The sequence below is a fragment of the Enterobacter sp. AN-K1 genome (assembly GCF_020971765.1).
GTDB lineage: Bacteria > Pseudomonadota > Gammaproteobacteria > Enterobacterales > Enterobacteriaceae > Enterobacter > Enterobacter hormaechei_C.
Window position 1 is genome coordinate 3,010,440 of sequence record NZ_CP087390.1, and the last position, 12,918, is coordinate 3,023,357.

Annotated in this window: 12 protein-coding genes and 1 riboswitch; of the genes, 6 read left to right on the forward strand and 6 right to left on the reverse strand. The window is 53.9% G+C overall.

The annotated features are described in order from the left end of the window. Positions 1-30: 30 nt before the first annotated feature. Positions 31-131, reverse strand: a riboswitch (TPP riboswitch). Positions 132-167: 36 nt separating this feature from the next. Beyond that, positions 168-1,823 carry an HTH-type transcriptional regulator SgrR gene (gene sgrR / locus LOC22_RS14370; RefSeq protein ID WP_047737145.1) on the reverse strand — a complete coding sequence of 552 codons (1,656 nt, stop codon included), beginning with the start codon at positions 1,821-1,823 and terminating at the stop codon, positions 168-170. Positions 1,824-1,911: 88 nt separating this feature from the next. Here sgrR and sgrT point away from each other — a divergent pair, with 88 nt between their 5' ends. The 3 genes from sgrT (at position 1,912) to LOC22_RS14385 (ending at position 3,733) form a co-directional block, all read left to right on the forward strand. Continuing rightward, positions 1,912-2,064, forward strand: a complete 153-nt coding sequence (gene sgrT / locus LOC22_RS14375) for a glucose uptake inhibitor SgrT (RefSeq protein WP_023303076.1) — start codon at positions 1,912-1,914, stop codon at positions 2,062-2,064. 121 nt (positions 2,065-2,185) lie between these two features. Next, a complete protein-coding gene (locus tag LOC22_RS14380) occupies positions 2,186-3,364 on the forward strand; it encodes a sugar efflux transporter (RefSeq protein ID WP_015572661.1) in 1,179 nt (392 codons plus the stop codon). A 216-nt stretch (positions 3,365-3,580) separates the two neighbouring features. Next, positions 3,581-3,733 (forward strand): Hok/Gef family protein, encoded by a 153-nt coding sequence (locus LOC22_RS14385; RefSeq protein ID WP_010427008.1) that lies wholly within the window; start codon positions 3,581-3,583, stop codon positions 3,731-3,733. A gap of 89 nt (positions 3,734-3,822) precedes the next feature. Here LOC22_RS14385 and leuD read toward each other — a convergent pair whose 3' ends face one another. The 5 genes from leuD to leuL form a co-directional block, all read right to left on the reverse strand. Next, positions 3,823-4,428: a 3-isopropylmalate dehydratase small subunit gene (leuD, locus tag LOC22_RS14390; RefSeq protein ID WP_015572662.1), complete on the reverse strand. Its 606-nt coding sequence runs from the start codon at positions 4,426-4,428 to the stop codon at positions 3,823-3,825. A 10-nt stretch (positions 4,429-4,438) separates the two neighbouring features. Next, positions 4,439-5,839: a 3-isopropylmalate dehydratase large subunit gene (leuC, locus tag LOC22_RS14395; protein WP_003856382.1), complete on the reverse strand. Its 1,401-nt coding sequence runs from the start codon at positions 5,837-5,839 to the stop codon at positions 4,439-4,441. Positions 5,840-5,841: 2 nt separating this feature from the next. Beyond that, positions 5,842-6,933, reverse strand: a complete 1,092-nt coding sequence (gene leuB, locus LOC22_RS14400) for a 3-isopropylmalate dehydrogenase (protein WP_032652563.1) — start codon at positions 6,931-6,933, stop codon at positions 5,842-5,844. Further along, complete coding sequence (gene leuA / locus LOC22_RS14405) at positions 6,933-8,504, reverse strand: 2-isopropylmalate synthase (RefSeq protein ID WP_017383789.1); 1,572 nt, start codon at positions 8,502-8,504, stop codon at positions 6,933-6,935. The genes leuB and leuA overlap by 1 nt, the downstream gene beginning before the upstream one ends. A 91-nt stretch (positions 8,505-8,595) precedes the next feature. After that, complete coding sequence (leuL, locus tag LOC22_RS22320) at positions 8,596-8,682, reverse strand: leu operon leader peptide (RefSeq protein ID WP_057979999.1); 87 nt, start codon at positions 8,680-8,682, stop codon at positions 8,596-8,598. A 628-nt stretch (positions 8,683-9,310) separates the two neighbouring features. On the opposite strand from leuL, the gene leuO reads away from it, so the two are divergent. From leuO to ilvN, 3 genes are all read left to right on the forward strand, one after another. Further along, the gene (gene leuO / locus LOC22_RS14410; protein WP_017383788.1) at positions 9,311-10,255 is read left to right on the forward strand and encodes a transcriptional regulator LeuO; all 945 of its coding nucleotides are present in this window, start codon (positions 9,311-9,313) and stop codon (positions 10,253-10,255) included. Between the two features lie 376 nt (positions 10,256-10,631). Further along, the gene (gene ilvI / locus LOC22_RS14415; protein WP_230238992.1) at positions 10,632-12,356 is read left to right on the forward strand and encodes an acetolactate synthase 3 large subunit; all 1,725 of its coding nucleotides are present in this window, start codon (positions 10,632-10,634) and stop codon (positions 12,354-12,356) included. A 1-nt stretch (position 12,357) separates the two neighbouring features. Further along, on the forward strand, positions 12,358-12,849 hold the full coding sequence (gene ilvN, locus LOC22_RS14420; RefSeq protein ID WP_003856371.1) for an acetolactate synthase small subunit: 492 nt from the start codon (positions 12,358-12,360) through the stop codon (positions 12,847-12,849). Positions 12,850-12,918: the final 69 nt, after the last annotated feature.

Consider the following 12,918-nt stretch of genomic DNA (forward strand, 5'->3'; position numbering starts at 1 on the left):
TTGCACCTCAGGGTTGAGTGGCAAAGGATTTTGAGAGACAGCCTCAAATCCCTTCGCCGGCGTTATCCGGATCAGGTTCGACGGGTATTATCTCAGCGCACATCAGTGATGCAGCACCCCGTTGAGAACGGCGCTATTGTAATGATTTGGTGAATATTACGAAAGCGTTATGGCTCCGGCGGCGCAAACCAGGCGGATTTAAAATCAAACCAGCCGAGGGTATTCATCCGCAGGCCGCGCATGCTGCGCTGCCCCTGGATCAGCAGCCAGTGGTGAATCAGCGGTACGATCGTCTGCCCGGTCAGTAATTCCTGACACCAGGCGGCCAGATCCATTTCTCCCGCGCGCCACCGCGCGGCGTCCTGCTGCCAGTCCCGGTTGATACAGTGCTGAATCAGGGGCACCTCGTACAGGTGAGAAAAGAGCGAGAAATCAAGCGGCAGCGTAAAGTTTGCGCTGTTGAGCCAGATATCGCTGATGACGTCTCCGCGATGCCATTCATCATAATCGACTTCTTGAATCGCCAGCGTCACGCCTTCGGCTGCCAGCAGCGTGCTCATGATCCTCGCCAGAAAACGGTGCTCAATGTGATCGCGATAGTAGCTGAGGGTGATGATCTCCAGTCCGGCAGGCTTTTCACTGCGGACAGGCTGCGCATGGTGCCAGCGTGGGAGCAGGCCATAGGCCGGGAACCACCAGGTCTGGTATTGCTCCTCTGCGTGATAAATCAGGTTAGCGGGCGCCAGAATATGGCTTATCCACCTGCGGACGTCGTGGTTTGCCCCGCGATGGCTGCGGCTATCAAAGAGCAGGTAGTAGCAGCCCTCCTCCAGGCGGCTTTCGAACGCCTTTTCACCGGCTGTTGGCCCTTCCAGGGTCAGGCCTGCGCTCAGCTCTTCGTTGAGATCCGGTAACACCCAGACGTTCACTTCGTCGATCAACGCCCTATAGCCAAAGTAATCATCAAAGGCGCGGATCTTCAGCTGATTACTGTTATTTCGTGTAACGGAGTAGGGGCCCGTACCAATCGGCTGGCTGGAAAAATTGTTCAGGGATCGCCACTCGGCAGGCAGGATCATTGATGGCACGTAGCCCAGAAGCCACGGAAGCCATTTGTCCGGCTGCGAAAGCTCAATATCCAGCGTCCAGGCCGTTGGGGAGTGGATCCGCGTGATATGCGAATAGAGCGGCAGCGTGCGGGCGCGCTCTAAAGAGGCGATAACGTCGCGCATCTCCAGCTCGCGTCCATGGTGGAAATGAATGCCGGGGCGTAGAAAGAAGCGCCAGTGCAGCGGAGACACCTGTTGCCAGTGATGGGCAATATCCGCTTCCAGTTCCCCGTTTTCCTCATTTATCCGCGTCAGACCGCTGAATATCTGCCGGGCCATGTGGGTTTCAGAGCGACGTAACGCCGTACCGGGCAACAGATTTTTCATTGGGCGGTAGTAAAGTACCCGCAGAATGTGGCGTCCCTGACGAAAGCTGCGTCCCAGATGCGAGACCAGCATCTGGCGCACGGCGGCTTTGTCGCCCACCAGCTGGACCAGCTGATCGATGCGGTCCTGCTCCAGCAGATCCTCCGCTCGCTGTTGCTGTAACGCCAGGCCGGTATAAAGGAAAGTCAGGCGCGAACGCTTGCCGCGTCCGGCTTCGGCCTCCCAGTTTAGCCAGCCCTGCTGCTGCATGGTATTAAGGAGCGTGCGCATATGACGCCGGGAGCAGTTGAGGAGCTCGGCCAGCTCGTTCAGCGTGGTCTCCTGCGATTGCCCCTCGCAGCACTGCCAGAGACGGATAAATTGTTGTTGCAGACGACCGGAAGGCATAAAAGGGGAACTCCTGACAAAAAATCAGCAATTTATTAATCCCTATATTAAGCCAATAATCCTTTTCGATGAAGCGAGGAGGTAAATTATGAAGAGGTCTACCGCACGTCAGTTTTATCAGCACTATTTTTCAGCGACAAAGGGAGTGTCCTGGCTGGCCCGCCAGTGCGCAGAGCAGCGGCTGAGAATACTGGAAGATCTGATGCAGTGGGACGTTACGAAATCGACCTCTTCTCGCTAACTCGCCTCGATCATGTGTGACTGAGTATTGGTGCTAATCACCCGCCAGCAAAATGTTTTTTGCTGGCTTTTTTCGTTTACTATTCCACCCAATTTCGATTCGCTTTCATAAGGACTTGCGCATGCTCTGGTTGATGACGATGGGGCGACGCCTGAATGGCGTGTACGCCGCTTTTATGCTGGTGGCCTTCATGATGGGCGTGGCCGGCGCGCTTCAGGCGCCGACGCTGAGCCTGTTTCTCAGCCGCGAGGTGGGGGCGCAGCCGTTTTGGGTGGGTCTGTTCTACACCGTCAACGCCATTGCAGGGATCCTCGTCAGCCTGTGGCTGGCGAAACGATCCGACAGCCAGGGCGATCGCCGTAAGCTGATCCTCTTTTGTTGCGCCATGGCCGTGGGCAACGCGCTGCTGTTTGCCTTCAATCGCCATTACCTGACGCTCATTACCTGCGGCGTGCTGCTGGCCTCTCTGGCGAACACCGCGATGCCGCAACTGTTCGCCCTGGCCCGGGAGTACGCCGACAGCTCGGCGAGGGAAGTGGTGATGTTCAGCTCGGTGATGCGTGCGCAGCTCTCTCTCGCGTGGGTCATCGGTCCGCCGCTGGCGTTTATGCTGGCGCTGAACTACGGCTTCACCACCATGTTTTCCATCGCGGCGGGGATTTTTGTCATCAGCCTGGCGCTGATAGCCTTTGCGCTGCCATCGGTGGCGCGCGTAGAGCAGGTGACGGACAAGCCCATCACGCAGGTGAGCGGCTGGCAGGATAAAAACGTCCGCATGTTGTTTATCGCCTCCACGCTGATGTGGACATGCAACACCATGTACATTATTGATATGCCGCTGTGGATCAGCAGCGATCTGGGACTGCCCGACAAGCTGGCGGGTATTCTGATGGGCACCGCTGCCGGGCTGGAGATCCCGGCGATGATTCTGGCGGGTTACTACGTCAAACGTTTCGGAAAGCGTCGGATGATGGTCGTCGCCGTGGCGGCCGGGGTACTGTTCTACGCGGGGCTGATCCTGTTCCATTCGCGTGAAGCCTTGCTGGCGTTACAGCTGTTTAACGCGGTGTTTATCGGAATCGTTGCCGGGATAGGCATGCTCTGGTTCCAGGATTTAATGCCGGGGCGCGCAGGCTCCGCGACCACGCTGTTTACCAACAGTATCTCTACCGGCGTGATTCTGGCAGGGGTGATTCAGGGGGCACTGTCGCAAAGCTATGGGCATGCATCCGTGTACTGGGTGATCGCAGCGATTTCGCTCGTCACGCTGATGCTGACGTGCCGGGTAAAAGACGTTTGATTCTGGAAGGCGGCTTCACGAAATGAAACGATTTTCTGACAGGCGCAGAGAAGGCGCATAGAGTGCGTGACGGGTGCTTGAGGCTGTTTGCCTCAGGCTTTCGCAAGAGGCAAACAGTGGAGAGTCCCACATCAAAAAACTGATGGGGAGACAAACTTCACAACGATCATTGCGAGGTTAGTCTCTTCATTGCCGAAAAGCAATAAGGAGGCTGGAATGCCAAAACGTACTCTGCTGTTAGGTTTGTTTCTGATCTGTACGACGCTGTTGATCTTCACCTGGATGGTGCGTGACTCGCTGTGTGAGCTGCACTTCAGACAGGAGAAAACAGAGCTGGCGGCAGTGTTGGCTTACGAAGCGAAACGTTAGCGGTATTGGCGGGGGGGGCCCCGCCTCTCCAGAGTGGTTGAGCCTCAACGCACCCTTATCAATGGCCCGCGCCCTGCGGGCCATTGCCTTTAACCCATAAACGCAGGCTGTTTTTTCTCGTAAGCGGAGATAGCCTCTTCGTGTTGCAGCGTCAGGCCAATGCTATCCAGACCGTTCAGCATGCAGTGGCGGCGGAACGCATCAATGCTGAAGCTGTAGATCTTATCCCCGGCTTTCACCACTTCCGCTTCCAGATCCACCTCAAACGAAATCCCCGGATTCGCCTGCACCAGCGCAAACAGTTCATCGACCTGTTCGTCACTCAGCGTCACCGGCAGTAGCTGGTTGTTGAAGCTGTTGCCGTAGAAGATATCCGCGAAGCTCGGGGCGATAACCACCTTAAAGCCGTAGTCGGTCAATGCCCATGGCGCATGTTCACGCGACGATCCGCAGCCAAAGTTTTCCCGCGCCAGCAGAATGGAAGCCCCTTTGTATTCCGGAAAGTTCAGGACGAACTCCGGGTTGGGCACTTCGCCTTTATCGTCGAGGAAACGCCAGTCGTTGAATAGATGCGCACCAAAACCCGTGCGCGTCACTTTCTGCAAAAACTGCTTAGGAATGATCGCGTCAGTATCGACGTTAGCGGCGTCCAGAGGGACAACCCGGCCCGTATGTTGGGTAAATTTCTCTGCCATGATTGTCTCCTTATTTCAGGCTGCGAATATCGGCGAAATGACCGGTGACTGCCGCAGCGGCGGCCATTGCCGGGCTGACCAGGTGGGTGCGCCCACCGCGGCCCTGACGGCCTTCAAAGTTACGGTTGCTGGTGGAGGCACAGCGCTCGCCCGGATTCAGGCGGTCGTTGTTCATGGCCAGACACATGGAGCAACCCGGCAGGCGCCACTCGAAGCCTGCTTCGATAAAGATCTTATCCAGACCCTCCGCTTCCGCCTGGGCTTTCACCGGCCCGGAGCCCGGCACAACCAGCGCCTGCACGCCCGGCGCCACTTTGCGGCCTTTAGCAATTTCTGCCGCTGCGCGTAAATCTTCAATACGGGAGTTGGTACAGGAGCCGATGAATACTTTATCAATGCTCACGTCGGTCAGCGGTACGCCGGGTTTCAGCCCCATGTAAGCCAGCGCTTTTTCCGCACTGGCACGTTCGACCGGATCGGCAAAGGAGGCCGGGTCAGGAATGCTGTCGTTGACGGAAATCACCTGGCCCGGGTTGGTGCCCCAGGTGACCTGCGGGGCGATCTCTTCCGCCTGTAACGTCACAACGGTATCAAAAATTGCCCCCTCGTCCGTTTTCAGGGTTTTCCAGTACGCTACCGCGTCGTCAAAATTCTGACCTTTCGGCGCATGCAGACGCCCCTTCACATAGTTGAAGGTGGTTTCGTCTGGGGCCACCAGGCCTGCTTTGGCGCCCATCTCAATGGCCATGTTGCACAGGGTCATACGACCTTCCATGCTCAGCGCCTGGATAGCGTCGCCGCAGAACTCAACGACGTGACCGGTGCCGCCTGCGCTGCCGGTTTTGCCGATAATCGCCAGCACGATATCTTTCGCGGTGATGCCCGGCGCGGCTTTCCCCTTCACTTCAATCTTCATGGTTTTGGCGCGGCCCTGCTTCAGGGTCTGCGTCGCCAGAACGTGTTCAACTTCAGAGGTCCCAATCCCGAACGCCAGGGCGCCAAATGCGCCGTGCGTCGCGGTATGGGAGTCGCCGCACACGATGGTCATGCCCGGCAGAGTAATACCCTGCTCAGGCCCCATTACGTGGACGATGCCCTGATAGGGGTGGTTCAGATCGTACAGCTCCACGCCAAACTCGTTACAGTTCTTAATCAGCTCCTGCATCTGGATACGCGCCATCTCGCCAGATGCATTGATGTCTTTGGTCTGGGTGGAAACGTTGTGATCCATCGTGGCAAAGGTTTTACCCGGCTGACGCACCGGGCGCTTATGCGCGCGCAGGCCGTCAAATGCCTGAGGAGAGGTCACTTCGTGTACCAGATGACGGTCGATGTACAACAGTGGGGTTTCGTTTGGTGCTTCGTAAACAACGTGCGCATCAAACAACTTCTCATATAACGTCTTAGCCATGATTACACCCCTTCAGCGACATAGCGGGCAATGATGTCGCCCATTTCATCGGTACTGACTGCCGCCGTGCCGCGTGCTAAATCACCGGTACGGACGCCTTCTTCTAATGCCCGGTTAATGGCGTTTTCAATTGCGGTTGCTGCATCGCCTGCATCCAGGCTGTAGCGCAGCAGCAGAGCCAGGGAGAGGATCTGCGCAATCGGGTTGGCGATGTTTTTACCTGCGATATCCGGCGCGGAGCCGCCCGCCGGTTCGTACAGGCCAAAGCCTTCTTCGTTCAGGCTGGCCGAGGGCAGCATGCCCATGGAGCCGGTGATCATCGCGCATTCATCCGAGAGAATATCGCCGAACAGGTTGGAGCACAGCAGCACGTCAAACTGGGACGGATCTTTGATCAGCTGCATCGTTGCGTTGTCGATATACATATGTGACAGCGCAACGTCCGGGTACTGCTTAGCGACTTCACTGACGATTTCGCGCCACAAAATAGACGACTGGAGCACGTTCGCTTTATCAATAGAGGTCACTTTACGGCGGCGTTTGCGCGCTGACTCAAACGCGATATGAGCGATACGTTCAATTTCAAAACGGTGATAGACCTCGGTATCAAACGCTTTCTCATGCTGACCGCTGCCTTCGCGGCCTTTTGGCTGACCGAAGTAGATCCCGCCGGTCAGCTCACGCACGCACAGGATGTCGAAACCGTTGGCGGCGATATCGGCGCGCAGCGGGCAAAACTCTTCCAGCCCCGGGTACAGCTTCGCCGGACGCAGGTTGCTGAACAGTTTGAAGTGTTTACGCAGCGGCAGCAGCGCGCCGCGCTCTGGCTGCTCTGCTGGAGGCAAATGTTCCCACTTAGGGCCACCCACGGAGCCAAACAGAACGGCATCGGCATTCTCGCAGCCTTCTACAGTCCCTTTCGGCAGGGGAGTACCGTGGTTATCAATGGCAATACCGCCCACGTCGTAGTGGCTGGTGGTAATTTTCATCGCAAAACGCGAACGTACGGCTTCCAGTACTTTCAGCGCCTGTGTCATCACTTCCGGGCCAATACCGTCACCCGGCAACACAGCAATATGGTAATTCTTCGACATCACACGGTTTCCTTGTTGTTCTCTTTATTCTGAGCTTTGCGTTGCAACTCTTTTTCGACTTCGGCGGCGCGCCAGATGTTGTTCAGGACATGCACCATCGCTTTCGCGGAGGATTCAACGATATCTGTCGCCAGACCCACACCGTGGAAGCGGCGACCGTTATAGTTGACGACGATATCAACCTGGCCCAGGGCGTCTTTACCGTGCCCTTTTGCCGTCAGGTCGTATTTCACCAGCTCTACGTCGTACTCAGTGACGCGGTTAATCGCCTGGTAAATGGCATCCACAGGGCCGTTACCGTTGGCGGCTTCCGCTTTAATTTCATCGCCGCAGGCCAGCTTGACGGAGGCGGTAGCGATATCACTTGAGCCTGACTGAACGGTGAAGTAGTCCAGACGGAAGTGTTCTGGCTCTTCCTGCTGTTTGTTGATGAATGCCAGCGCTTCCAGGTCGTAATCGAAGACCTGGCCTTTCTTGTCAGCCAGTTTCAGGAATGCGTCGTACAGCTGATCCATGTTGTAATCGCTGTCCTGATACCCCATCTCTTCCATACGGTGTTTCACCGCCGCGCGGCCAGAGCGCGAGGTCAGGTTCAGCTGAACCTGGTTCAGACCGATGGATTCCGGAGTCATGATTTCGTAGTTTTCACGGTTCTTCAGCACGCCATCCTGGTGAATACCGGAGGAGTGAGCGAACGCGCCAGTACCAACAATCGCCTTGTTCGCCGGGATCGGCATATTGCAAATCTGGCTCACGGTCTGGCTGGTGCGCCAGATTTCGTTGTGATTGATGCGAGTGTGTACGTTCATAATGTCTTTGCGCACCTTGATCGCCATGATCACTTCTTCCAGCGAGCAGTTGCCGGCGCGTTCACCAATGCCGTTCATTGCCCCTTCTACCTGACGCGCGCCGGCGTGGACGGCAGCGATGGCATTGCCCACAGCCAGACCCAAATCATCGTGGGTGTGAACAGAGATGATGGCTTTATCAATATTAGGTACGCGGTCGTACAGGCCGGTGATGATGTTAGAGAACTCAAACGGCATGGTGTAGCCGACGGTATCCGGGATGTTGATGGTTCTGGCTCCGGCATTAATCGCGGCTTCCACTACACGGGCCAAATCGTCAATCGGCGTGCGGCCTGCATCTTCACAGGAGAATTCGACGTCATCAGTATAGTTACGCGCGCGTTTAACCATATACACCGCACGTTCGATCACTTCATCCAGCGTGCTGCGCAGCTTGGTTGCAATGTGCATGGGGGAGGTGGCAATGAATGTATGGATACGGAAGGCTTCTGCAACTTTCAGGGATTCCGCGGCCACATCAATATCTTTCTCAACGCAGCGAGCCAGACCGCACACGCGGCTGTTTTTGATGGTGCGGGCGATGGTCTGTACTGACTCGAAATCACCCGGCGAGGAGACGGGAAAGCCGACTTCCATTACGTCTACACCCATGCGTTCGAGGGCCAGCGCAATTTGCAGTTTTTCTTTAACACTCAGGCTCGCCTGTAATGCCTGTTCACCGTCACGTAAAGTAGTATCGAAAATAACGACTTGCTGGCTCATGGGTTAGGTCCTTGTCAGTCTTAGGGCGCCTTGCTACGAGCATAAAAAAACCCGCGCAGTGGCGCGGGTTTTTTGTTTTACTGAAGACGATTCAACGCTGAATTTCGCCCGCCAGTCTACCGCGCACAGTGGATGCGTTTAGTAGTAGTAGACCGGTGAAACGAAGGGTGCGAATCATGAATCGTGCTCCAGATGAATGCGATATGCTTTTAGTGGTACTGGATACGCCGACTCATGTCAACCCCTCTCAGGCAAAACGGCCACTCAGCGCAGGATAAACACATTAGCTAATTGTGCTGGTTTTTACGCTGTTAACCGATTTAATTGTCTATTATTGGACTTGAGATTCATCTCTGGAATAATTTGAATATAATTGGTAGCAATTGAACACAGTATTTTTACCGATGTGCTGTGAAATGGAATGTGTTTTATTTCATTGAGTTATAAGTTCTATGAATGAATCATGGGCGGGAAAGTTATCAATATTGATATCATTTTGTTAATGAAATCGTGGTGTATGCCCTTCATAGTTTAATAATACTTAAGTTATTATTAACTAAGGCGGTGATTGTGTATTTGCCAGCTTTATGGTTTCATGCCTGCATTAAAGTTTTAGATATCATTTGAACGATTTTTAGCTCTTCATTCAGGGGATGCTTAATGGCATCTCTTGAATGAGGGTTCTTTATATATTCTGAATTTTAAATAATTTCCTTTCGCTTGTTGTATATGCATGGTAAATCATATTTTTCGAAGTTATTACTGTACTTTGGCAAAGGGAATTTAGCGTGACAGTGGAGTCAGAAATGCCAGAAAATAATATTAACCAACCACAGCCTTATGATGGGGTTAAGCCTCAGTTACGCACAGTGGATCTCAACCTGTTAACTGTATTTGATGCAGTTATGCAGGAGCAGAATATTACGCGAGCAGCGCAATCTCTGGGAATGTCTCAACCTGCCGTGAGTAATGCCGTAGCCAGACTTAAGGTGATGTTTAACGACGAGTTATTCGTCCGGTATGGAAGAGGTATCCAGCCCACGGCGCGTGCATTCCAGCTATTCGGTTCGATTCGTCAGGCGCTACAGCTGGTTCAAAATGAGCTTCCCGGCTCAGGGTTTGAACCTTTAAGCAGTGAGCGGGTTTTCCATCTCTGTGTTTGCAGTCCGTTAGACAATTATTTGACGTCTGTTATATATAATAAAGTTGAACAGATTGCTCCTAATATTCATCTCGTTTTTAAATCATCTTTAAATCAAAACACTGAGCACCAGCTTCGTTATCAGGAAACGGAGTTTGTTCTGGGCTACGAAGAGTTTCGCCGTCCAGAGTTTGCATGTGTTCCGTTGTTTAAAGATGAAATGGTGTTAGTCGCCAGCAAAAAACATCCACGCATGAATTCGCCGCTGCGTGAAAGCGATGTTTACAGTGAGCAGCATGCCGTTGTTGCTCTAGACAGATATGCTTCGTTCAGTCAGCCGTGGTATGACACTGCCGATAAACAAGCCAGCGTGGCCTATCAGGGGATGGCGATGGTCAGCGTTTTAAATGTCGTTTCTCAGACGCAGCTAGTCGCTATTGCACCGCGCTGGCTTGCTGAAGAGTTCTCCGATTCGCTGAGCCTGCAAATTTTACCTCTGCCGCTCAAGCTGAATAGCCGTACCTGTTATCTTTCCTGGCATGAAGCGGCGGGGCGGGATAAAGGGCATCAGTGGATGGAAGAGTTGCTGATCAATATTTGTCGTCGATAAGTCAGGGTGAATAAACCGCATGGTGCCATGCGGTTTATTCTGTGATTTTTTATGCAGACAATATTTTATTCTGTGCGCATTTTTTCAGACACTCAGGGAGGCTTAAAAATAGATGATTTCCTGATCCATCCTCTTTTTAAGAGATGAATTATTAGCGTCTCCCCTCATACCAGACGAATTCACCATATTCGTGTCTCATGGCTGTTTTTTCTGCTTTTATTGCCCATTCTCGCATTCCGTTTGCTAATTGCCTGCCTCATAACGAGCGGTTAAGGTATCCATCACTCTGCACATTATAAGATGGGTTTACCCTGTCAGAAGACGGCGCGGAAATGAATTCTGTTGACCGTCTATAACAAAAGCCTGGAGGCAAAGCATGGAGATGTTGTCTGGCGCGGAAATGGTCGTCCGATCGCTTATCGATCAGGGCGTGAAACAAGTGTTCGGCTATCCCGGAGGCGCGGTTCTCGATATTTATGACGCGCTGCATACGGTAGGCGGTATTGATCATGTTCTGGTTCGTCATGAACAGGCTGCTGTGCATATGGCTGACGGCCTGGCCCGCGCCACGGGAGAAGTGGGTGTAGTGCTGGTCACTTCGGGGCCGGGAGCGACCAATGCCATCACCGGCATTGCGACTGCGTATATGGACTCTATTCCACTGGTCATTCTCTCCGGACAGGTGGCGACGTCACTGATTGGCTATGATGCGTTTCAGGAATGCGACATGGTGGGGATCTCACGCCCCGTGGTGAAGCACAGCTTTCTGGTTAAGCAAACGGAAGATATCCCGGGCGTGCTGAAAAAAGCCTTCTGGCTGGCCGCCAGCGGTCGTCCTGGGCCAGTGGTTGTCGATCTGCCAAAAGATATTCTCAATCCCGCGAATAAACTGCCTTACCTGTGGCCTGAGTCGGTGAGCATGCGTTCGTATAATCCGACGACGCATGGGCACAAAGGCCAGATTAAGCGTGCGCTGCAAACGCTGCTGGCTGCGAAAAAGCCCGTAGTCTATGTGGGGGGCGGCGCCGTCAATGCAGCCTGTGAAACGCAACTACGCGAACTGATTGAGAAGCTGAACCTTCCTGTCGCGTCATCGCTGATGGGGCTGGGGACATTCCCGGCTACCCACCGTCAGGCGCTGGGCATGCTGGGTATGCATGGCACCTATGAAGCCAATATGACGATGCACCATTCTGATGTGATTTTTGCCGTCGGCGTACGTTTTGACGATCGCACCACCAATAACCTGGCGAAATACTGTCCGAATGCGACGGTGCTACACATTGATATCGATCCTACTTCTATCTCTAAAACGGTGCCGGCGGATGTGCCCATCGTGGGGGACGCACGACAGGTGCTGGATCAAATGTTGGAACTGCTGGCGCAGGAGACCGCCTCTCAACCGCTGGATGAGATCCGTGACTGGTGGCAGCAAATCGAACAATGGCGCGGCCGTCAGTGCCTTAAATACGACACGCAGAGTGAAAACATCAAGCCGCAGGCGGTGATCGAGACGATCTGGCATCTGACCAAAGGCGAGGCGTATGTCACTTCTGACGTAGGCCAGCATCAGATGTTCGCTGCGTTGTATTACCCGTTTGATAAACCGCGTCGCTGGATCAACTCAGGCGGGCTTGGCACGATGGGCTTTGGTCTGCCCGCCGCGCTGGGGGTGAAGCTGGCGTTGCCGAACGAAACGGTTATCTGCGTAACGGGTGATGGCAGTATACAGATGAATATTCAGGAGCTTTCTACTGCGCTGCAATATGAGTTGCCAGTGCTGGTGCTTAACCTGAATAACGGTTACCTCGGTATGGTGAAGCAGTGGCAGGATATGATTTATTCCGGCCGTCACTCTCAGTCTTATATGAAGTCACTTCCGGACTTTGTCCGTCTGGCTGAAGCCTATGGTCATATTGGCATGCGGGTAACCGATCCGTCAGAGCTGGAAGCGAAGCTCGGCGAAGCGCTTGAGCACGTTAAAAACAATCGCCTCGTCTTCATGGACGTCATCGTCGACGGCACAGAGCACGTTTATCCGATGCATATCCGTGGCGGTGGTATGGATGAAATGTGGTTAAGCAAAACGGAGAGAACCTGATATGCGCCGGATATTATCTGTATTACTGGAAAATGAGTCGGGCGCACTGTCACGCGTCATTGGGCTTTTTGCGCAGCGCGGATACAACATTGAAAGCCTGACCGTTGCGCCGACCGATGATCCAACGCTCTCCCGCATGACGATCCAGACTGTCGGCGATGCGAAAGTGCTTGAGCAGATCGAAAAGCAATTGCACAAGCTGGTGGACGTGTTGCGCGTCAGCGAGCTGGGGCAGGGGGCTTACGTCGAACGTGAAGTGATGCTGGTGAAAATTCAGGCCAGCGGTTATGGCCGTGAAGAGGTCAAGCGTAACACGGATATTTTCCGTGGGCAGATCATTGACGTCACGCCTTCTATATATACTGTGCAGCTTGCCGGAACGAGCGATAAGCTGGATGCGTTCCTGGCCTCCGTCAGGGATGTGGCAAAAATTGTTGAAGTTGCGCGCTCTGGCGTTGTTGGCCTCTCGCGCGGCGATAAAATCATGCGTTAGTTGCGCAAAAGGTTCGCCTCTTTCAGCCCGGTAGCCAAAGCCGGGCTTTTTTTTGCGTAATCCGCCGAC